This window comes from Niastella yeongjuensis (assembly GCF_900110245.1).
In the GTDB taxonomy this organism is placed as follows: Bacteria; Bacteroidota; Bacteroidia; order Chitinophagales; family Chitinophagaceae; genus Niastella; species Niastella yeongjuensis.
This window is the reverse complement of sequence record NZ_FOCZ01000004.1, coordinates 11,903-34,516: the sequence shown is the minus strand read 5'-3', so window position 1 is coordinate 34,516 and position 22,614 is coordinate 11,903. Positions and strand designations below refer to the sequence as shown.

The 22,614-nt window shown below is 46.1% G+C and carries 10 protein-coding genes; 7 read left to right on the top strand and 3 right to left on the bottom strand.

Going from position 1 to position 22,614, the window contains the following annotated elements:
* The first annotated feature begins 386 nt into the window (after positions 1–386).
* Both BMX95_RS11575 and BMX95_RS11570 read left to right on the top strand, forming a co-directional pair.
* Positions 387–3,512 carry a SusC/RagA family TonB-linked outer membrane protein gene (locus BMX95_RS11575; protein ID WP_081200557.1) on the top strand — a complete coding sequence of 1,042 codons (3,126 nt, stop codon included), beginning with the start codon at positions 387–389 and terminating at the stop codon, positions 3,510–3,512.
* 12 nt (positions 3,513–3,524) lie between these two features.
* Entirely contained in the window at positions 3,525–5,522 is a 1,998-nt protein-coding gene (locus tag BMX95_RS11570; protein ID WP_081200556.1) for a RagB/SusD family nutrient uptake outer membrane protein, read from the top strand.
* A gap of 153 nt (positions 5,523–5,675) precedes the next feature.
* Here BMX95_RS11570 and BMX95_RS11565 read toward each other — a convergent pair whose 3' ends face one another.
* The 3 genes from BMX95_RS11565 to BMX95_RS11555 form a co-directional block, all read right to left on the bottom strand.
* Complete coding sequence (locus BMX95_RS11565; RefSeq protein WP_081200555.1) at positions 5,676–6,716, bottom strand: LacI family DNA-binding transcriptional regulator; 1,041 nt, start codon at positions 6,714–6,716, stop codon at positions 5,676–5,678.
* 186 nt (positions 6,717–6,902) lie between these two features.
* Positions 6,903–7,457 (bottom strand): DUF1877 family protein, encoded by a 555-nt coding sequence (locus BMX95_RS11560; protein ID WP_081200554.1) that lies wholly within the window; start codon positions 7,455–7,457, stop codon positions 6,903–6,905.
* Between the two features lie 118 nt (positions 7,458–7,575).
* Positions 7,576–10,041, bottom strand: coding sequence for a glutaminase family protein (locus BMX95_RS11555; RefSeq protein WP_081200553.1), 2,466 nt, complete (start codon positions 10,039–10,041; stop codon positions 7,576–7,578).
* 233 nt (positions 10,042–10,274) lie between these two features.
* Here BMX95_RS11555 and BMX95_RS11550 point away from each other — a divergent pair, with 233 nt between their 5' ends.
* The 5 genes from BMX95_RS11550 to BMX95_RS11530 all read left to right on the top strand — a co-directional run bounded on the left by BMX95_RS11550 (position 10,275) and on the right by BMX95_RS11530 (position 22,607).
* Complete coding sequence (locus BMX95_RS11550; RefSeq protein ID WP_081200552.1) at positions 10,275–10,610, top strand: YkvA family protein; 336 nt, start codon at positions 10,275–10,277, stop codon at positions 10,608–10,610.
* Positions 10,611–11,422: 812 nt separating this feature from the next.
* Positions 11,423–12,916, top strand: coding sequence for a coiled-coil domain-containing protein (locus BMX95_RS11545; protein WP_081200551.1), 1,494 nt, complete (start codon positions 11,423–11,425; stop codon positions 12,914–12,916).
* A gap of 34 nt (positions 12,917–12,950) precedes the next feature.
* Positions 12,951–16,817, top strand: a complete 3,867-nt coding sequence (locus tag BMX95_RS11540) for a hypothetical protein (protein ID WP_081200550.1) — start codon at positions 12,951–12,953, stop codon at positions 16,815–16,817.
* A gap of 6 nt (positions 16,818–16,823) precedes the next feature.
* On the top strand, positions 16,824–17,870 hold the full coding sequence (locus tag BMX95_RS11535) for a hypothetical protein (protein WP_081200549.1): 1,047 nt from the start codon (positions 16,824–16,826) through the stop codon (positions 17,868–17,870).
* 123 nt (positions 17,871–17,993) lie between these two features.
* A complete protein-coding gene (locus BMX95_RS11530; protein ID WP_218149828.1) occupies positions 17,994–22,607 on the top strand; it encodes a DUF6443 domain-containing protein in 4,614 nt (1,537 codons plus the stop codon).
* The last annotated feature ends 7 nt before the right edge of the window (positions 22,608–22,614 follow it).

Sequence of the window (22,614 nt, the reverse complement as noted above, 5' to 3'; positions counted from 1 at the left end):
CCAACTGCCAGGATCAGGATAGGCAGGTTGAAATTTTTGATTAAAAAAATGTAATCGGTTTCATTTCTTTGGTTTTTTTCCTATTTTCGTTTTGCCGGGCGCTCCCTATTGCCCTGCCTAACGCTTGAAACCGACTTAAAAATTGCCATATGCTACACACTAATTGCCTTCTTCACAACCAGTTTATCTATAATATTTTCTTCGTATGTCAGGTGCCGGGATAGTTTGCTGAAAACTTTCCTGCTTCCTGTCTGCTGTTTTCAATGACCTATGGCCCGTTGCCATACCAGGTGCACTGCTGTTTAAAACAGCAGCCGGGATGCTATTTGCCGCGCTACAGCCATTATAACAACAATTAAAAATTGTCTATAACCAAAACGATTACTATGAATAAAATTGACCTTCCCAAAAAGATCAGTCCGCAAAGGCTGCTGTGGGAAAAAGTGCTTGCCATGACGTTGCTGGTTTTGCTATGTTGTTTCGCAGGTGCGCCAACGTTTGCTCAAACTACAACTGTCAGGGGTAAAATAACCGACCACGGCGGCCAGCCGGTGGCGGGCGCTTCTGTAACAGTAAAAGGTGGCGGTGCCGGAACCAATACAGGCGCCGATGGCAGTTTTGCCATTCAGGCTTCAAAGGGAGCCATACTGGTTGTTACCAGCGTTACGTTTGTTACAAAAGAAGTTACCGTTGGCGATGGCAACGAAATTTTAAATATACAACTGATACCGGCTTCAACCGATTTGGGTGAAGTAATAGTGGTAGGGTATGGTACACAACGCAAAGAAGCCGTTACCGGCTCCGTTGCCTCTATAGGCGGCGAAAAAATGCGGGAAGTGCCATCACCCAATATCTCACAGGCCCTGCAAGGTCGTTTACCCGGGGTAGATATCGCTCAGACTTCTACCAGACCCGGTTCCACCATGCAGATCCGTATTCGTGGTACCAGGTCACTGAGTGCCGACAACAACCCATTGATCGTACTGGATGGAATTCCTTTTATCGGTTCTCTGGCCGACATCAACCCCAATGATATCAAAAGCATCGATGTGCTGAAAGATGCTTCGGCAACCGCTATCTACGGTTCCCGTGGTGCCAATGGCGTTATACTGGTTACCACTGAAAAAGGCGCCAAGAACAGAAAACCGCGTATCAACTACAGCGGTTATGTGGGCGCACAAAAAGTATTTGCCAAATACCCCATGATGAACGGGCCACAGTTTGTAGCCCTGCGTAAAGCAGCTGGCCAGTACCAGAACGGACAGGATGAAGCTGACGACGTAAATACCGACTGGCAGGACCTGTTCTATCAAACCGGTATTGTAACCGATCATAATATCAGTCTTTCAGGTGGTACAGAAACCGGCAGTTACAATTTTGGCGGTGGTTATTATAATAACCAGGGTGTAATACCCACGCAACAATATAAGCGGTATGCATTGCGCGGATCAATAGATCAGGGCGTAGGAAAGAATTTCCGGTTCGGCTTTACTACCAATACCAACTACAACCAAACCGAAGGCGGACAGGTAGGCTTATATAATACATTAAGCATGACGCCTATTTCTTCTCCATACAATGCAGACGGCTCGTTGAGAAGAGGCATCCGCATGATTGCCGACAACCAGTACGTTTATACGAAAGATGTAGTGGAGAACCTGCGTAACAATGATCAGTGGGTGTCTGAAAAACGTGGTTTTGCTTCTTACAATGCGCTGTATGGTGAAGTAAGGATACCGGGTATTACCGGCCTGAAGTACCGGGCGAACCTGGGGCTTGATTATATACAGGCGGATAGTGGTTCCTATACCGGGGCAGGCGTAGGTGATGCGCTCAATCCAAACACGGCCTCTTCTGCATCTGTTGATAACAAAAAAACGCTTCACTGGACGCTGGAAAACCTGCTTACCTATGATCGCACTTTTGGAAAACATGCCTTCAATGTAGTGGCCCTGTATTCTGTAGAACAAAGTAAATACAACCGCTCTAACATGGCAGGCCGCGATATCCTGTCCGATGACTTTCAGTTTTATAACATTGGCCAGTCAACCGGACTGATCACCGTAGACCCTGCCAACCAGGACTACCAGTTATGGGGGCTTAAATCGGCCATGGGACGTGTAATGTATTCTTACGATAACAAGTACATGATCTCTGCTACGGTGCGTAGCGATGCGTCGTCGAGGCTGGCGCCAGGTCATAAATGGCATACCTATCCGGCCGTGTCTGTGGGTTGGAACCTGGTCAACGAATCATTTATCCAGGACCTCGATTTCTTCAACAGCCTGAAACTGCGGGCTGGTTTTGGACAAACCTCCAACCAGGCCATTGCGCCCTATGCCACACTGGGTAAACTGGATACAAGACCTTACAATTTCGGAAGCAGTTCCTATTCAACCGGGTTGTATTTATCGCAATTGCTTAATCCCAACCTTGGCTGGGAGTATTCCAAAACAACCAATATTGGTCTTGATTTCAGCATCTTGAAAAACCGCTTGTCCGGTACCATTGAATATTATATTACCAAAACAGAAGACATCCTGCTTGGTCTTGACCTGCCGCCAACATCAGGCGTGACCGGTTTTACCACCAACATTGGATCAACGGAGAACAAGGGTTTTGAATTGGGATTGAATGGAACGATTCTCGACAATGTAAATGGTTTTACCTGGGATGCAGGGGTTAATTTCTATATGAACAAGAACAAACTGACAGGTCTTGCTTCCGGACAAACCCGGGACGAAGCAAACTGGTGGTTTGTAGGCCATAACATCAATGCCATTTATGATTACGAACGCGTAGGCCTGTGGCAGAAAGACGATGCTTATTTAAATACATTGGAGCCTGGTGGCAACATCGGGATGATCAAAGTAAAATACACCGGTGGTTATAAATCGGATGGTACACCGGAACGCGCTATTGGTCCGGCCGACAGACAGATCATCGACGTAGACCCTGACTGGCAGGGCGGTTTCAATACCCGTTTAGCCTATAAAGGTTTTGATTTGAGTGTGGTAGGTTTTTACCGTCATGGCGGTATTCTCTACAGCACCATTCATGGTGCCAGCGGTTATTTGAATTTGTTGAGCGGCCGTCGTAATAATATCGATGTAGATTACTGGACACCCGAAAACACCAATGCAAAATATCCCAAACCCGGTGGTATCGTGAGCAGTGATAACCCAAAATATGGCACTACGCTCAGTTACTTCGATGGTTCGTTTATGAAGATCCGCACCATTACCCTGGGCTACGATTTCAACCATAGCCTGTTTAAAAGATCCAATATAAAACTGCGGATGTACGCTACCGTACAAAATCCATTTGTCATGTTCTCAGCATTCCATAAAGAATCGGGTCTGGATCCGGAGACCAACTCGTATGGTAATGAGAATGTGTCTTCAGCCGGTGCTATCAGTTCCAATAACAACCTGTTGAGACGCATTCTTACTGTTGGTTACAATACACCATCTACCCGTAACTATATTTTGGGTGCTAATTTGACCTTTTAAATTATTTAGAATATGAAACAGCTGCTTATAAAATCAATTACGCTTTCGGCATGTGCCATGCTGTTATTTTCGAGGTGTAAAAAAGTGCTGGAGGAAGAGCCGCGTAGTTTTTATACCCCCGATTTCTTTAAAACAGAAAAAGGTATCCTGGGCGGTATTACCTCCCAATATGCCCACCTGCGTTATATATTCGGACAACCCTATTTTTATAATTCATTGGAAACCGGTACCGACGAATATACCTATGCCCAGAGTGCTGACCAGAACTTTAAAGACGTTGACCTGAGCGGGGTAGGTAGTTTAACGCCAACCAGCAGCCGGTCGGATGTATTATGGGGACCAGCATTCTCCAACATCAATACCGCCAGTGGTATTATCGAAAATGCAGGTTTTGTAAGTACCATAACGCCTGCGGTGATCGCAGAGGCCAGGTTCTTCCGGGCTTTCGACTATTTTTACCTGGTGCAAACATTTGGCGGTGTGCCGCTTGATCTGGGTGCCGGTGAGTTGAAATTCAATTCAACCCCATATCGCAAATCTGTGCGCAACACGGTTCCTGAAGTATATACCAAAGCGATCTTCCCCGACCTGTTGCAGGCCATCAATGATTTGCCCGATGCGCCAAGAGTGACCGGTGGCGTGACCAAAACAGTGGCCCGGTTGTACCTGTCAAAAGCGTATTTAACCTATGCCTGGTGGCTACAAAACCCCAACAACATTCCAACGTATCCGGCAGCAAACAGAACCGATCCGGACAGCCACGATGCACAATATTATTTTCAGAAAGCCTATGATATAGCGGTGCAAGGGATTAACAGTCCCGGTACCTATGGGCTTGAGAGTACGTTTTATGACCTGCACGTAGGGGGCAATGACCGCAATAAAGAAATGTTGCTGTATGCCGACCATACACAGGAAAATGAATTTTATAACGGCTCCTGTTTGAGTTGCTTCGATACAGAATCGGGCAATGGAAAAAACGCAGCCGTTTGGATGGTGACTTTCAACTATACCGTTATAAGAAGCTCTGGTGATGCAAACGGTAACGGTGCAGCAATAAGTTCCGTACAACGTGAAGCCGCCCAGCCTTTAGGCCGCCCGTATATTCGGATGGCCCCGACTGTTGGCGCTATTACCAAAACGTTTGCCGACAAAACCCTGGATGCCCGTTACGATGGTGCCTTTGCTGCCGTGTACAGAGGCAACTGGCCTAAAGGTGGCATCGCCAATGCGACCCTGTACAATGCCAATGAGATGGCCGTTACACCGGGACAACCCGTTCTTACCTTCCTGGATGATGAGACGCTGGCGTCCAATATTACGTATCCGCCGGCTAATTCAGCAAGCAAAGGTGCATCGTTCGATGGTAGAAGCTCTAATGCTGTAGGTGCAGGCGTATTGCCGAACCGGGCAGATTTTGTGATCTCACCCCGGGCCATCAGCCGGATCGTTTATCCTGGTTTATGGAAACTGGGGGTTTACAGAACTGACAATGCCGGTGGTCTTGGCCAGCCTAATGCAACCAGTACCCGTCCGTTCAAGATCGCTAAGTTTTCCGAGTTCTATTTTATAGCTGCTGAAGCTGCCGTAAAAGGTGCTACGCCGGCAGCTGGTAAAACTGCCCGCGAACTGATCAATGTAATTCGTGCAAGAGCAGGTAAATGGAAATTCAGCAACAGGGACAACGTTGCATTCCTTGCCGATAACAGTGTAGCAATGACTACTGCTACTCCTGCTAACATAGATATTAATTATATCCTGGAAGAACGTTCACGTGAATATTTCGGCGAAGGATTACGCTGGTTCGACCTGGTGCGTACCCAAACATGGAAGGACATTGGCGGCACTTATGAAATTGCAGGTACTGCTTATAGCAACCACACTGCACAAACCGTAACCCGTACCATTGAGCCTAAGTATTATCTGCGGCCGATACCGCAGGCACAAATAGATGGTATGGAAATGACAGCCGATGAAAAAGCTGCTTATCAAAATCCGGGTTATCAGTAGATAGTATACAGCATAGTTTGAGTAAGAGGCTGTTCGCATTGGCGGATAGCCTCTTCTTTTTTGAAGTAAGAGGTAAGAAGTAAGAGGTAAGAGGTAAGAGGTAAGAAGTAAGAGGTAAGAGAAATGATTTGAAATTCGTGAGCTTTCTACTGCCTACTGCCTACTGCCTTTCAAAGAAGAAGCCCTTATGATCAAATTAGCCCGTAACGTAATAGAATTAGTACTAAAAAGATTACTCACGCCTTTGAGGTGATTGATGAGGTTGTTTACGGCGATGTCGCCCATGGTTTCGCCTGAATAGTCAACCGTGGTGAGATTAGGTTCTATGACTTTACTGATAGGGTCGTTGTTAAAACCGGCAAACGCTATATCATCGGGGATGTGGAAGCCGGCTGCCTTCAGGGCCATCATACAATAAACGGCAGAGGTGTCATTGGCTGAGAACACGGCATCGGGCCGTTTGGAAGCCGGCATATCGAGAATGTGGCTGGCCGCTGCGGTACCGTCTTCTTCAGACAACGCACTTACCCAATGCCATTTTTCCTGAAAGGGGAGGTCATGGTCTTTAAGCGCCTGGCGGTAGCCGTCGAAACGGTCTTTATACACGTTTCTGAGCACGTTGCCACCGAGGTGCATGATGCGGCGGCAGCCCTGTTCTATGAGGTGGCTGGTGACCTTATAAGCGGCGTCGTAATTGTTGATGACAACCGAAATGCTGGACGCATGGGGGTGAACGCGGTCGAAGAACACCACCGGGATGTTACGCTTGAAAAAAGGCTCCAGGTGATCGAGGGTGCGGGTATCGTAGGAAAGCGAGATCAGCAGCCCGTCTACCCGCTTGTTGAACATGGTGTCGGCGTTCAGTTTTTCGTTTTGGGCCTCTTCCAGCGATTGCGCAATGATGAGGTTGTACCCGTGTTTATTGGCCGCTTTTTCCATGCCGGCCAGTACCGACGACATAAAATGGCTGTTGAGCCGGGGTACCAGCACCCCCAGCGTATGCGTGCTTTTGCTGCGCAGGCTGCTGGCAAATGTGTTGGACTGATAACCCAGCTTGAGTGCCGCCTCCGCAATTCTTTTTCTGGTATTCTTGCTCACAGCAGGGTTGTTGTTCAGCCCTCTGCTCACTGTCGCTGCAGAAATGTTGAGGTGCTTGGCGATGTCGTATATCGTTACTTCCCGGTTTTCAGCCATTGTAACAGGATGATGTTTATCAAAGAAAACGAGCTTTTTTTGAATAAAAAAATGGAATCTGGACGAGCGTTCCGGCCCCCATACTACAAAGTTGACACAAAAAGCTACAAAATTGTACCAACAGCAGCTGTTCTCAACGATATTTTGTTCCTAAACGATGAAGCCGGATATATGAACAAAAAACACTTATACCAAAACCCTATAAATTCCGAGATTGTTATCTTTGGCATTTCCGAAAAATTCGGTTATTTCCTTAAGCTTATCTAAAAGGCTTTCTTCATCAGTTGGCATCCATGTATATCCTCTGGGGTAGATCTTTTTTTCATTAAAGAAGTCAGCATTGTATCTTTTTCTCAATTCGTCATAATTTAAACCGTTCAGGGCTTCTGTTATTTCTTTTACCTCATCAGCGTAATAAAAAGTAGCCTTGCCCCAACCTATTTCCCCGATATCGAGTCTTTTTCCCGTTAAGAAATTCAAGGGAAAAGCTCCCAGACCCCATTCAGTCTCCAGCGTGAGTAAATAATGTAATGACTGAAACATTCCTTCAATATAAAAGATGTCCGGTTTGATTTTTGGTAACCAACCGGAAATGCTTTGTTTATGGGGCTCCTCCAAATCGTCTAATTGCTCCGGGTCTAAAATTTGTCCATAATGTAACATTTCAAGCCTTAATGGTTCTTCCACAATATCCCTTATGTCTGAATCCGAAATAGTGTATAGTTCCAGGTTCATGCTCATCTGTCTGTAAATTTAGGTTGTTACGGGCGAAGATAAATGTAATATACAAACGTTGAAAGACACAAAAAAGGTTCACTGATCAGTGAACCTTTAGGCTTTTAGTGTGGAGTCTGCTGAATCATTTCCCCTGCATGCTATCGGCCAGGATTTTCATAAAGAAACCCCCAACAACACTTCTGGCCTTAAAGTTTTCCCGAATGCCCGTAATGGCATCGTAGAAATCATTTAGGGGAACGCGTGATTCAGTTTCAAGTGCATGGTGGTAAACAGGTGTGATCAGTTTTTCAAATTGATCCTGCTGCGGCGCAAAAGTGGCCGTCCACAGAATCCAGTCGTTTTTGGTGTAGGTTTTCCGGCTATCCAGTGGCAAACCAAATTTCTGCTGTTTTGTAAGATAATACTGGGTTTCCGTGTCATATACCTTCTGTGGGAAAAGATGAAGGTTTAGCACTTTATCCCATATCAGATTGTATTTCTGGCTCCAGGTTTCTTTGTTATCAAAGGTGAGGCTGTAGTGATCACCGGCATCTGCCATTGTTATCCATTGGGGAACCATGCTTTCAGCAATTGCGCGGTATTTCTTTGCAGTACCGGTTTCGCCTAATTGCTCTGCCAGCTGCGCATAACAGGCGATGGCAACGATTGCCTTTACCGATAAGTTTGCGTTCCGTGCCAGGTGACCGGCAAAATCATCTGTACAAAGTTGCGTTTTGGGATCAAGCCCTTCTTTTGTCAGGTAGTCGACCCAGTTGGTCAGGGTTTTCCAGTGCAGCTTTGCGTAATTGGCATTTCCCTGCACTTTAGCTATGGCAGCTGTCAATATGATCATATTGCCTGATTCTTCTACCGGCATCGGCTCGCCGTACGTTTGACCGTTTGCTATAGGATAGGTGCCCAGGTCATGGGCAGCCCAGGGATGGTTGTACTTACCGGTTTCACTGAAATGGAAAATACCGTTAAGCATTCCCTGAACCAGATCGGGGTTATAAAGCAGGTATAACGGGGCCGATGGATAAGTAACATCTACCGTGTTGATGAAGCCGCCGCTGTTGTTCTCTTTGGAAAGCCACAGAATTTCTCCTTCGGGACTTTTTACCAGCGTATGCGCTGCGATGCTTTGACGATAAGCCAGCTCACAAAGGTGAGCATACCTGTCGCCACCAGCTTTGGTGGCCTTGTTGTTCAGCTCCTTGTTAAAGGCTGTACATTGCTCCATAACTGTCTTATATTCTTTCGCCGCAGCAGTCAGCTGACCTTCTATTGTTTGTCTGCCATCATTATTCCACCAGGGGCGCAGGTTCGTATTGAAATATTGGATGGAATACAACTCGTCATAACCGAGCAGCACGTGTCGCTCAACAGGGTCTTTGCCTACAGCGCTGATGGGAATTATGGTGTTCAGCGATAGCGATTTTCCGGTAGCAGCGGTTGACGCTACAGCTCCGTTATCGAAGGCCCGGGCGGCGTCTGCGCTTTTAGTGATAAACTGCCGGGCGCCGAACGACTGGGGTACGGCTACATAAAAATACCCCCAATCGATTCGCATATCATCCGATTTCTTTTGCAGTACAGGTTGTTCCAGGGTGCCGGTCTTTAAAATGGACAAGCCGCCGGCAGTATATTTCCGGGTAGACACTTGCTGCGCCGGTTGGTACACGGCGATGTCTGAGGACGCGCCCAGGAAGATGGTGGCGTTGTGTTTCTTTTCATCATTGGCCTTTATGGCATAGGTAATATACGAAACAGGCCGCGCGAGCAACTTCCTGTCATTCAGCAGCAGGGGAGAGGTAAAGGTCAGTTTCAAATCAATATTGCCACAGGTAAAATCGTAGCTGGTTTGGGTGGCAGTGATGGCAACCTGCTTCTGTTCGGCTAAAGCAATGTTGTCTGAATTGTCTTTGGCTTTATCCACCAGTCCAAAGTCCAGGAATCTGCCGCCGGCCGTATTTTCCAAATGGATGGCAATAACATTCCGGCCGGTTATAAGATCAGCTTTATTTATGGGATGAAATCGGAAGGAGTTCGTCCAGCCCAGTTTGTTATATACTTTTTTCCCGTTCAAAAAGACTTCGATATTGTCGTCGTGGTTCAATTTCAGGAAAAGCTCATTGATGCCGGAGAGGTTTGTTATAGTAAAAGACCTTCTTACCCAGATGTGGTTGGATCTCCAACTGGTTTTTGCGGTCTTTTCGTTGTCGCCAATGGGCGCCTGGCCAGATTTCCAGTCAGCATCGTTGAAGTTTGCCGACGTCCAGTCGCCTTGTGGCTGCGCTTCGGAATAGCGAACGGTATATCCTGCTTCATCTGTAGCGCTAACGACGGTTTTATAATTGGGCTTATCCCTGCCCATGAACCGGAAAATACGACCGTCTACCTTGATCAATCCTAATAAGGAATTGTCGGCGCCAGTCCAATGTTGGGTGGTGGAGGCATTCAATTGATCGGTAGTTGACCAGATGCTAAAGTAGGTATTGTGCGTAATGAGCGGATAAGCGGGGGCTTGTCTCTCCTGGGCACAGATCCGGATGGTTGTAAATATTGCTACACTGGCAGCAAATGTTTTAAGAATGGCAAATCTCGTCATGTAAATATCATTGTTCAATGAAAAAGTAAAGTAAAATAAATAGCAATTCTCTGATAGCGCATTTTGTTTCAATCTTTGTACGATTTGTTCCAAAATGATCAAATATATCCGGCCATGTTTTTCTGGTTGCGGAGAAAGTTGAAATAATTACCTTTTTTTTCATTAGGGGTGTAACAAAAAGCATCCAGCAGCTACTTATTAGTGAAAGAAAAACAATTCTAAAACTTTACTCTATGGAACAGGATTACAGCAGCCACTATAATGAAAATGACTTTTGGGCAAAAGTGAAAAAGCACGCTAAAAAAGCCGGCGCCAAAGTGTTGCAGCCTGCCTTTGAGCTGTACTATGCTTTCAAGGCAGAAGAAACGCCAACTTGGGCAAAGGGAGTTGCGATTGCCGCCCTGGGTTATTTTATTCTCCCAATCGATGCCGTACCGGATTTTATTCCCGGTGCCGGATTGCTCGATGACGTGGCAACAATGGCTGTAGCTATTACTTCAATAGGGCGCTATGTTACCAATGATATCAGGAAAAAAGCAGAAGAGTCGGCACGTAAGTTTTTAGGGTAAACCTGAAATGACCTGCTGCCCGCAGAAATATTGAAACGCCTTCAACTATTAGCATCCGGTTGACCGAAATCAATTTTATTGTTCTTCATGCTGGTAATGAAAGTAAGCTTATAAAAAAATGCTAACTTGATGGCATAGGATAAGGTTTAATGGTTTAATGGTATTTGATTAGTTTAGCAGCCTCCCAGGGGGAGGCTTTTTTTTTGCCCAGTCCTCCAATGAGCTTGATTTTTAGCATTTCACAATACCAAAGACTTAATACTACATTATTCTCTTCTTCTGTTTTATTTTTGGGCTATCATTAAAAAATTTAGTATTTTAAATAACTATAACTCCTGTACATTCTCCTAAGGGAGTAACAGAATCTTCATTCAAAACGCCTGTTTAACGCCCCCCCCTTATAGCGATATGCCCTCTCTTTGCTTCGTCGATGCCTCCTCGTTGCCATCTCTTTGAATTCACCCTGATGCCTCTCTTGCTTTTCTGCGCCCGAGAAAGCAATGAGGTAAGATAAACCGTGAAAACACCTTTTTCTATTTCTTCTTACGGCGGTATTAAGCGCTAAAGAAAAATACTTAGTGCTGAACTTTATTTTGAAACGTTATAGTACTTCTTGTGATTTCGATTGTTTTAACTAGATAGAACAGTGTCAGTTTACCGTTAGAAGATTATCACTAACCTACTTCAGCGGCATCATCGATAATCCCGTCCCCATGTTACCGGTACCTATTGTCCTTATACATACCTGATTGAAGCATTCCTGCTGTACGGAATTGCTACAAAAGGAGTAATTCACCTAAACGTTTGCTTGTATGAAAAGTTGCCTGCTTTTTATAGGGACGTTATTGTATGTTGGTATACTGAAGATTAATGGCCAGGTTGTAGCCTTAAACAAAGTTGACAGTATTGCCACACTGCCTGATTCCTATATTACCCGAATTGAAAAAAAATATACAGACCTCGATCAAAAGCTCACCGGGCAAACGGAAAAATATCTTAGCCGCCTGGAAAAAGCCGAACAAAAAATCCAGCGTAAACTGAATAAGGTACAAGGCAACGTCATGCGACCGTTGCAAAAGACACAAGGCTTCTATAGTCAACTTATGGCTAAAGTGCAAAGTGTATCCACTACAGATTTTCCAACTCCAAAGGGCATGTACCTGCCATTGGTAGATTCTGTAAATGGAAGCCTTGCCTTTTTATCCCAACAACAGACTTTGCTCAATGGATCTACACAGGTAAATGAAAAAATTTCCGCCAGTATAGGCGCACTGAAACAGTTACAAGCCCGGTTGCAGGTTTCAGACGAAGTGAAAAGTTTTATCGCGCAACGGAAGGAACAAATGCGCTTATCCTTAGATCAGTTACAAAACACGGCAGGAAAGTTTACCAAACTCCCCGCCGGCCTTACTAAAGATTGGAAAGACTTTCAACAAAAGGCCTACTATTATAATGCACAAGTAGCCGAATACAAGGCACTGCTAAATACCCCAGACCGGCTTATTGAAAAAGGGCTTGGTTTACTCAGAAAGCTGCCAGCCTTTCAGCAGTTTATGAAGACGCATGGAGAGCTTGCCGGATTGTTTACCATTCCGGCGGATTATGGTGCTCCTGGTAATATTGGCGGTCTTCAAACCCGTGCGGGAACCCAACAATTGATCCAGTCCCAGTTATCGGCAGCGGGACCGAATTCAACGCAGATCCTTCAACAAAATTTACAGGCAGCCCAGGTGAAGCTTTCCTCATTCAAAGACAAACTGCAAAAGCTGGGTACCAACAGCGCCGACATGGAATTGCCTGATTTCAAACCTAACGGACAAAAGACAAAGGCATTTTGGAAGCGATTTGAATATGGTACCAATCTGCAAACGGCAAAAAACAATTTCTTTCCAATTACTACTGATGTTGGTTTGTCTGTAGGGTATAAGCTCAACGACAAAAGCACCATAGGTATTGGTGCCAGCTATAAAATGGGGTGGGGGAAGGATATCAAACATATCCATATCACCAACCAGGGAATCGGCTTTCGATCGTTCATTGACGTAAAACTGAAAGGCAGCTTTTATGCCAGCGGAGGTTTGGAATACAATTACCAACCTTTACATAACGACAGTACTATTTCCATTCATACAGATGCATTTTATAATTGGCAAAAAAGCGGCCTGGTAGGTATTTCAAAAATGGTATCCATTAAAAGCCGGTTTTTCAAAAAGACAAAGCTGCAATTGTTATTTGACTTTCTAAGTTATCAGGCCGTGCCGAGGACCCAGCCCATTAAGTTTCGTGTAGGTTATAATATAAAGTAACAACCGCTCCTATACACCAGCGACAATACACTATATGCGAATACTGCTTTTAACCATTCTACTTGTAGCTATCTCCGCTGCCCGTGCCCAGGATACAACCAGCAACATGGGCAATGTGATGATCGCGTCTCCAACGGCCGCTTCCCTGGGGAAGTTTGCCGATGTGCCGGTCAGTTATCATACCGGGACACCGAATATTTCTATTCCGGTCCATCAGATCAGATCCGGCCCACTACAACTACCCATAACCCTCAGTTACCATGCTGGCGGGGTTAAAGTTCAGGAAAATTCATCCTGGGTGGGCGCTGGCTGGGCATTAAATGCCGGTGGGGTAATCACCCGCACGGTACGCGGAGCACCTGATGACCGGGGTATTGCAATCAGTAATAGCTGTACAAACGGGTATTACAGCGATTATGGCTACCATAACTACTTATGGCGTTATTCGCCTGGAAGCTTCGGAGTTACTTCCGATGGTTACATAGCCGATGACAACCAGTTTTTGGCGGGCAGAAAAGACGGAGAACCGGATTTGTATTTTTTTAATTTCGGGAGCTACACAGGCAAGTTTTATTTTAATGATGATCGCATACCTGTTCTTGTGCCGGGAGCCGATTTTAAAATTCAGCCCGACTTTGCGGTGGGCACAGGTTTTAGTGGTTTTATCATCACTACACCGGATGGTATTAAATACTATTTTGGCAAAACAGGTAATCATGGACCAGTAGATCCCATCGAGATTACCGTTAGCGGCACCTTGCAGTATAACTATGCCAGTGCCAACGCAGCGGTAAGCTCCTGGTTTTTGAATAAAATGGTGACTGCCGATGCTACCGACTCGATCACCTTCGAATACGCATCTGAATCATATAGCTATCATACACTTTCTACCTTTCCAATAGCCAGCACCCTCGTCAGTTATTTTGGCGGCCCGTCAAATATTGAATATAGTTTGGTGAAGAACTTTGTTAACGGGGTGCGTCTATCAAAAATTTCGTATGTCGGAGGTAGTCTTTTGTTTACTCCGGCTACTTCTGCCAGATTAGACCTTTCCGGTGGCTTTTTGACTGACGGATCGCTCTATGATGCAGCCAATACAGAAAGCAGGGCCTTGGGCAGCATTACCATACGTAATGCCAGCGGAACCATTTGTAAAAGGGATTCGTTGTACACCTCTTACTGGTATGATTCTACGAGCGGTTTAAATGGTGTACTGGGTACTACATATGGTTTTGCCAGCTTATCGCACGACCGGTACCGCCTGCGTTTGGATAGCATCCAGGAAATAGCATGTGATGGTTTGATTGCTATTCCACCACACCGGTTTACTTATTTCTCAGAACCGGTGCCGCGTCGTCTCACCTTTGGCATAGATCATTGGGGTTTTGCTAACGGTGTCGATAATAATCAGACCTTAATACCGACCATAAAATTCCAGTCAACAAGCTTAACCAAGGTCGATGGCGCTAACCGTGATGCAGCCTGGCCGGCGATGCGCGGCGGTGCATTGAGCCGGATCGACTATCCCACAGGGGGCTATACCATCATGGACTTTGAACCGCACGATACCTGGTGTGAATACGACACGGCCACCTATGAAATGCGTGTGGCCCGCAATGCGGGCTATACACAAAGCACGGCTTCAGATACCGTATATGTAACCTTTAACAGCGCCATCTATCATGTAACACTTACAAATTCTTCACAGGGGGGCTCAGCGCAGGTACGCATCTATCGGGTCAGCGACGGCTGGGAAGACGGATTGAACGCTAATACCGGCGAAACAAAGGAGGATGATTTTACCTTGGTCGCCGGCAATTATAGAATTGTAACGCTAAAAAATTCGCCCATAGGTAGTGGTAACGGGGCCTCGATGGATATCCATGAGTGGGTGCCGCATCCGGTGTCGGGCAACATGATGGTCGGTGGCCTTAGGATCAAAACAATGACCAATGCAGACACGGTAAGTGGAATTGAGACCACAACCAATTTTTCGTATCGCCTGAACCAAAATCCGGGCGGGCATTCAACCGGTATTCTCTATAGCCGGCCTACTTATATACAGATCATTCGCAACGATGCATTTGGAACGGTATGGGGCGGACAGGGAAACTGTTCCCCTTCCGGCTGTGCTTCGTGCGATGTAAGCACGCAGCTGGCATGGTTTAAATCACCCAGCAGCCTCAGGCCCCTGGCTACTACCCAAAGCGGTAATCACATAGGCTACAACGATGTGTATGTGTCGCAGCCAAATAACGGAAAAGCCTGGTTTCGGTATTATGGTAGCGCGTATTGGGATTCAAAAATTTCGGACGTGTGTATAAGATATGTAAAACAACCCCTTAGCTGTAATACGGGCATTCCCAATTATCCCGAAGCCCCGCTTCCCTTTGAACCAATGAGGGGCGAACTAAAGTATGAAGGATATTATGATTCCAGTGGCCATATTGTGAAAGATATCTGGCATTATCCGGGCTATCAACAAGAACGGCTTACCACACCTGGTTTCATATCAACGAACATAAATAACATCCATACGTTCAGCTCCTATAGCCTGGCATCATTTCGTAAGTTTAGAGACTCGACGGAAGAAACGACCTATGTTCCGCCCTTAATGCGTTCGGGGCTGGCGCCAGATTCGAACCTGTCTGCCACTGTAACGAAGACAACATATTATAGCAGCCCCTTTCATTATTCTCCCAGCCGGCAGGTGACAATCAGTACCACCCATGATACCCTGACGACCTACAGCCAGTACGCTTTTGACTACATAACGCCAGGTTGTACACCGGATGATAGTACGGCTTATTACATGAACCAGATTCGCACAGACTCCGCAAATATGGTGACCCCACTGGCTAATTGCTCAGATGGTAATTGCCGTTATGGCGTGTTCCAACAGTACAGACGCTATATAAGTCTGGACCGGCAAAAACTGGTAAACTTTCGACGCAAAACTTTTTCAGACTCAGCGAGAACGGTTTGCCTCGTTTCGGCAAAGTCCGGGGCAGATTATACACTCAAACCAGTACTTCAACTCCAGGAGGATTATCAAAATCCCCTTATGGAAATCGCCACTTATAGAAATGGCAAGACACTCTCATCAGCGTTCACCCTGTATAGATATGCAACAGACCTTACTGCGCATGCGTACCCGTGGGACAAGCAGGTCATCATGCTGCGAGTACCCGATACGAATTTCATGATGTCAAAAGCCAACAACAACCTCGCTGTCATAAAAGACTCCCGTTACCGCGACGAGGCCTGGATGCTGTATTTAAATGGTAAAGTGGCGGATCTCCACCCAAGAAGTAGTGTTACTGTTTCTTATATCTGGGATTATAAAAAAACGCAGCCAATCGCTGAAACCATTGGCGCAGCGGATTCGGTGATCGCCTGCACCTCCTTTGAAGCAGACGGTACCGGAAATTGGACAGTGGGCAGCGCAGCGCGGCTGGATACCCAGGCGGTAACTGGCAGGAAATCCTATCAGTTGTCTTCGGGCAGCATATTGCATTCAGGGCTGATTGACACAGCTGTATACTACCTGTCGTATTGGACAAAAAACACCAGTCCCTTCTCCATTAGCGGAACATTAGGTATTCCCCAGGAGGGGGCGACTATTCACGGCTGGCGTTGCTATCTCCACACCATCAGCGGGGTAGGATCAGTTACGCTGTCGGGAACAGGAGTGATTGATGAGCTGCGGCTTTATCCAAAGATGGCGCAAATGGTCAGTTTCACTTACGAATTACCTGCAGGTATCAGTAGCCGTTGCGACGCCCGCAACCAGATTACCTATTATGATTACGACAGCTTTGGGCGGCTCATACGGGTACGGGACACTGAAAAGAATATTCTCAAAACGATAGAATACAAATACCAAATACAATCAAACTAAATAAACATGTCCAAAACATATATAGCCCTTTGCATCATCACTTTGCTCACCACTGCCACGATGGCGCAGGTAGATCCTGTGTTTAATGCCTCAGGACATTATGGGCAAACAAATATTTCCTACAACTTAAATGAAAATGTGCTGTATAGCGCAACGTCCCGCTTTCGGGTGGGCAGCACAGTTGAAAATGGTAATTCCGGACGCTTGTTTGATGGGGACTTTGACCGGGCTGCAATTACGGTAGCAGCTGCAGGCAATGCCACCTTAACTATCGACCTGAAGGGCAAAGGTGGGCTTTCGGTGGCTCAGCCGAAAGGTTATTTGTACCTTAATTTTTATGAGTCGAATAGCTGCGATAGCCTCTATGTACGGTTTTACGATTCTACAGGTGAGTTTGCTGACTTTCAATATGCCGATTGGGAAAATGTATCAACTACGTCACCATTTATACGTCTGCGCCTGCACATACCTGACTGGGTGAACCCTACTTCAAAGATTGAGATCAAAGCGTTTGCTCCCTCCGCCGCGGTTCTTACAATTACCGAAATGGAATATTACCTGGAAAACCGGGGACAGTTTGAAGGTGGGCTCGTCTCTAAATGGGGAAGTAATACCCTGTATGATTTGCTTCAATTTGCGGATACCAGTAATACAGTAAAAGCAAAGATCCAATCGAACGGAAATGCAGTGCTTTCAAAGTTGGGCATTGGCACGGATAACATTAATGATGACAGTACCGTCTTGTTTGCCAACGGAAGAATTCGGGCGCGGGAGATTAAAGTAGATGCAGATATATGGCCGGATTATGTCTTTGAAAAAAATTACAAGCTGCTGACGCTCCCACAGGTGCAGGCATACATTAACCAGTATGGGCATTTGCCGGGCCTTCCATCCGCAGCAATGGTGGTTCAAAAAGGTTGGGAACTGGGAAAAGGGCAGGCGGCGCTGTTGCAAAAGATTGAAGAACTCACCCTATACCTGTTGCAGCAGCAAAAAGACATGGAGGGGCTTCAGCGCGAATTAATGCGCCTCAAAGCTGCACGCAAGCAATAATGCCGTTTGATTCCTTTTCTTAACCAACGCATTTAAATCATGAATCCACTTCGATTGCTCCATATAGGTATCGGGCTTTTTTTCTGGCTCTTGGTTAGTGTCGTACAGCTTAATGCCCAACCCATGAAGTATAACTATACGTGCAAACCTTTAGTGATGACGGGGCCTCCTGCAGCTACGTCGACAACCGTTTCACCTATGCCGTATGGTTCCGTCTTAATCAACTATATCCGTACACGGGAAGCACAGGGCCGCTTTTTAGATTCAGCGGCGTTCCAAAATGCAGACTACACCCGGGTTTCTGAGATGACCGAATATGCGGACGGTTTGGGCAGACCGTTACAAACGGTGATCCGTCAATTATCGCCGGAAGTTAAAGATCTTGTGTCATCCATTAATTATGACGACCTCGGTCTGCAAACATTTTCGTACCCAACTTACGTACAAATAAACGGAAGTCATACAGATGATGGCAGTTTCAAAAACCAGCCCTACTCTTCCATGGGGACGTTTTTTAGCGACAGCAGCCGCAATCCCGGCTGTATTGGTGAAAGTAAGTATTCACTCACCTATTTTGAACGGTCACCATTGAACCGGCAAATCCGGGAATTACCACCCGGCAATTCATGGGTAAGTAGTGGTGGTGGCGCCAGTATCTATGGTATGCTGGGAAGCGGAAAGGAAATTAAATATTCGGTCAACAATGAATCGGATTTAGTACGAGTCTGGAACATAGGCTATGATACCCTGTCTTATGATGCATCCGATTCCACCAGCAACATACCAGTGTCACCGGGCTATTATCCTCCTGGGACCCTGTATAAAATCACTTACCATAGTGGTCAGGGAAATGGAAATACCAAAATCGAATTTAAAGACTCTGAAGGTCGTACGGTACTTACTCGTATCACGGCGCAGACCACCCTAAATGACGCTGGCAGCCATGGGCTCGACACGTATAATGTATTCGATGATTTTGGCAGGCTTCGTTTTGTTATTTCCCCAAAAGCCACCGTTTGGCTGGTCTTGAATGGATGGTCGTTTGGGGCTTCCGGAGGACGAAGCGGCACCGTGCAGGAGTTGTGTTACCGGTATGAATATGACGAACGGGGCCGACTGGTCGGAAAAAAGATTCCAGGTCGTGGCTGGGAGTATACAGTCTATGACAGCTATGACCGGCCCGTTTTTTCGCAAGATGCCAACTTACGGCAGTTGAACCGGTGGCTGGTCACTTTATACGATGAGCTGAACCGACCTGTTACAACAGGAATATTTACATACAATGGAGGCAACCGTTCGACACTGCAATATTCTCTGACCGGGCAACCCGCTGAATTTATCCATAACCGGGTTACAATGGGCAACCAGACTTTAAAGAATATCATCATTACCAATACGCCCGTCGTCTCCAGGCCTGCCGGTTCGGTACCATTGATTATCACCGTTATCAGCGCGAAAAAATCGGTTATCCTGAAGCCGGGGTTTCGGACGAGTGGTTTTCCAACAATTATCAAAATTGAAGATACGCCGCCTGCACCCGCAAGTACGGATTCTGTTACGGTTGCCGGAAACCCGCTTCCAGTTCCAACAGATAGCATGGTCGTGCTCAGTAGTACCTATTATGACGATTACAGTGCGTTGCCTTCAGTGGTTTATGACACTACTGATATTACCAAACTGGATTCTGGTAACAATCAAAATTTCGAATTTGTACCAACTGCTGCACAGCAGAAAAAAGTATTTACCAAAGGGTTGATCACGCTTACCCGGGTACGAGTGCTTCCTGATCCAAACAATATAGCCGCGGGAGATTTTCTGGCCACCTCCAGTTTCTATGATGACCGGGGCCGTCTGGTGCAGGTACAGAGTGACAACCATAAAACCGGGAAGGAAGTAATTACCAACCGGTATAATTTTTCGGGCAATATCATTTGCAGCTACTACGCCCATAACAACCCCGCAGCGGGTACTACAGGCACCTGGAGAATAAAGACCAAACTGGAATACGACCACGGCGGTCGGGTCTTGAAAATCTTGAAAACAATCAATGATGTTGCGGCAGATGAGCGGTTGATTGTTTTTAACCAATATGACGCACTGGGCCGTCTGAAGAAAAAAACAGTTGGCCAGCCGGGTGCACCCATTGAAGAACTGGATTACATCTATAACATCCATGGCTGGTTAAAGGGCATCAACCGCGATTACGCTTTAGGAACTTCTAACAACCGGTGGTTTGGCCTTGACTTGTCCTACGACTGGGGGTTTGACCGCCCTCGTTTAGACGGGAAGATTGCAGGGGTTCGCTGGCGCAGCAAAGGCGATAATGAACGGCGGGCCTTCGGTTACGTTTATGACGATGCAGAACGGCTGGTAAGTGCCGATTATAGCCAGTTTAATGGTAGTACATATGTGGACAATTCGACGACGAAGTTTGATGTAGCACTGGGCGATAACAGCTCGAAAACTTACGGCGGGTATGACGAAAACGGAAATATCCTGAGTATGAAAGTTTGGGGTTTAAAACTCAATAGCAGCCCGTTGATCGATAACCTCCAATATAACTATTACGCTACCGGCAACAAGTTGTTGAATGTGATCGATTCTGTCTCCGACCCCAACACGAAACTGGGCGATTTTCGTACGTCAGCCACACATCCTGCGGGCGGAAGCAAAACGGCAACAACCGTCGATTATACCTATGACGGGAATGGCAGTATGACCCGCGATTATAACAAGGACCTCGTGGCCAATGGGGGAGGTGAAGGGGTGATCTATAACCACCTGAACCTGCCAGCACGGATTATAACGCCCAAAGGAACTATCTCTTATGTTTATGATGCGATGGGCAATAAGCTGGAAAAGATCATCGCAGAAACTGGTAAGCCCGTTAAACACAGTACTTATATCGGACCCTTTCTTTATGAGGGTGATTCGCTTCAACTGATAGGACATGATGAGGGCCGCATACGCCGGTATAAAAAGATGCTACCAGGTGGTGACAGCACTTACCTGATGGTGATGGACTATTTTGTGAAAGACCAACTGGGTAATACCCGGATGGTATTGACGGAACAAAAAGATACGGCCCGCTATCTGGCCACCATGGAACAGGCATACCGTTCGAAGGAAAATGCACTGTTTAATAATGTCACACTTACCGCTACTAGTACAGGCTCAGTGCCTGGCGGCTACCCGGTGGATACCGCCCTCACCAATCCCAACGCCTGGGTGTCCAAGGTCAATGGTAGTGGCAATAAGATTGGCCCATCTTTAACGCTGCGGGTGATGAGTGGTGACACGATCGATATTGGCGTAAAGTCCTTTTACCGCCCTTCTGGTTCTGGTACAGGTAATAACCCGATTGTAAGTGATATCCTTGGTACTTTAGCCGGCGGTCTGGTCTCAGTAGCCGGTGAAACCAAAGCTACGTTAACTGAATTGGCCAATACGGGTTCAAGTCCGCTTATTGGGCCGATCAATTCTTTTTTGAATAACCGTGATACCAGCAGCGCGACCAAACCAAGGGCGTACCTGAATTGGATCTTGCTGGATGAACAGTTTAATTATGTAGGCACCTATCCACAATCTGGCGCCATTCCTGTTGGTAATGCTGATGTACTTAATACGCTTGCGCAATCCGCGATCCCGATCACAAAGAATGGGTACATTTATGTATATGTCAGCAATGAAACCGGGAACCGGGATGTGTTCTTTGATAACCTTTCAGTGGTACACCGCTCCGGGCCGTTGCTGGAAGAAACCCATTATTATCCTTTTGGGTTGACGATGGCGGCTTTGTGTTCAAAAGCCTTTAATCGCGCGGAAAACAAATACAAGTTTAACGGTAAAGAAAAGCAAGATAAAGAATTCAGTGACGGTAGTGGGCTAGAGTGGTATGATTATGGCGCGCGCATGTATGATCCGCAGATTGGGAGGTGGCATGTTCCGGATCCACATGCACAGAAATATATTGAAACCTCACCATATAATTATGCCGTTAATGACCCGATTAATATCACGGATCCTAGTGGTAAAGATGGTGTGGTGACTGGCTCGGGGACAGAGGAAGATCCATATTTAGTAACAGCTAATTATTATTACTATGGTTTAAATGACAAACAAGTTGCTGGGTTTAAGGCAGCAATCGAACAATACAATAATGGAGGCAAGGCCTTTGAAATACAAACGAAACAAGGTGTGATTCATGTAAAATTTAACCTTACCGCAACAGGAGTAGATAATGCCCAGGAAGCGGGTGATCGTGCATCGGAGAATCAGGTAAACGAAGACGGAAAATTACATAGTTATGGAAATATTGTTACAGCCGGTGAGTCCGGAAAAAGCACAGGCTTGGCATCATCAAACGATAGGAAAATCACACTCGATACCAAGAAAACAGAAGCTTTTGCCCAATTGGGAATTGACGAAAAGCAAGTATATGAGGCATCCAGTTTGCATGAAATCGGCCATAATCTTACAGGAGTACACGGGGATCCAGGAACAATTATGAACGATCAATATGCAGAACGGCAAAAGTCTGGTGTATATATATTTACACTTTCTAAAGTAGACAATAACGGTATAAGAGCAATGATAGGGAGAATTAATATGCCTGCCTTTACTATGGAATCGAATTACTTGTCCGATAAAGAAACAGAAAGGGTGCATAACGCTGAACGTAACGAAGAAAAAAAAGGAACGGTAGGCAGATTAAAAAAGGTATCTGCGATTGAATAATTAAAAC

Coding starts and splice junctions, on each gene's coding strand:
- BMX95_RS11575 (WP_081200557.1), top strand. CDS start 387: ATGAATAAAATTGACCTTCCCAAAAAGATCAGTCCGCAAAGGCTGCTG.
- BMX95_RS11570 (WP_081200556.1), top strand. CDS start 3,525: ATGAAACAGCTGCTTATAAAATCAATTACGCTTTCGGCATGTGCCATG.
- BMX95_RS11565 (WP_081200555.1), bottom strand. CDS start 6,716: ATGGCTGAAAACCGGGAAGTAACGATATACGACATCGCCAAGCACCTC.
- BMX95_RS11560 (WP_081200554.1), bottom strand. CDS start 7,457: ATGAGCATGAACCTGGAACTATACACTATTTCGGATTCAGACATAAGG.
- BMX95_RS11555 (WP_081200553.1), bottom strand. CDS start 10,041: ATGACGAGATTTGCCATTCTTAAAACATTTGCTGCCAGTGTAGCAATA.
- BMX95_RS11550 (WP_081200552.1), top strand. CDS start 10,275: ATGGAACAGGATTACAGCAGCCACTATAATGAAAATGACTTTTGGGCA.
- BMX95_RS11545 (WP_081200551.1), top strand. CDS start 11,423: ATGAAAAGTTGCCTGCTTTTTATAGGGACGTTATTGTATGTTGGTATA.
- BMX95_RS11540 (WP_081200550.1), top strand. CDS start 12,951: ATGCGAATACTGCTTTTAACCATTCTACTTGTAGCTATCTCCGCTGCC.
- BMX95_RS11535 (WP_081200549.1), top strand. CDS start 16,824: ATGTCCAAAACATATATAGCCCTTTGCATCATCACTTTGCTCACCACT.
- BMX95_RS11530 (WP_218149828.1), top strand. CDS start 17,994: ATGAAGTATAACTATACGTGCAAACCTTTAGTGATGACGGGGCCTCCT.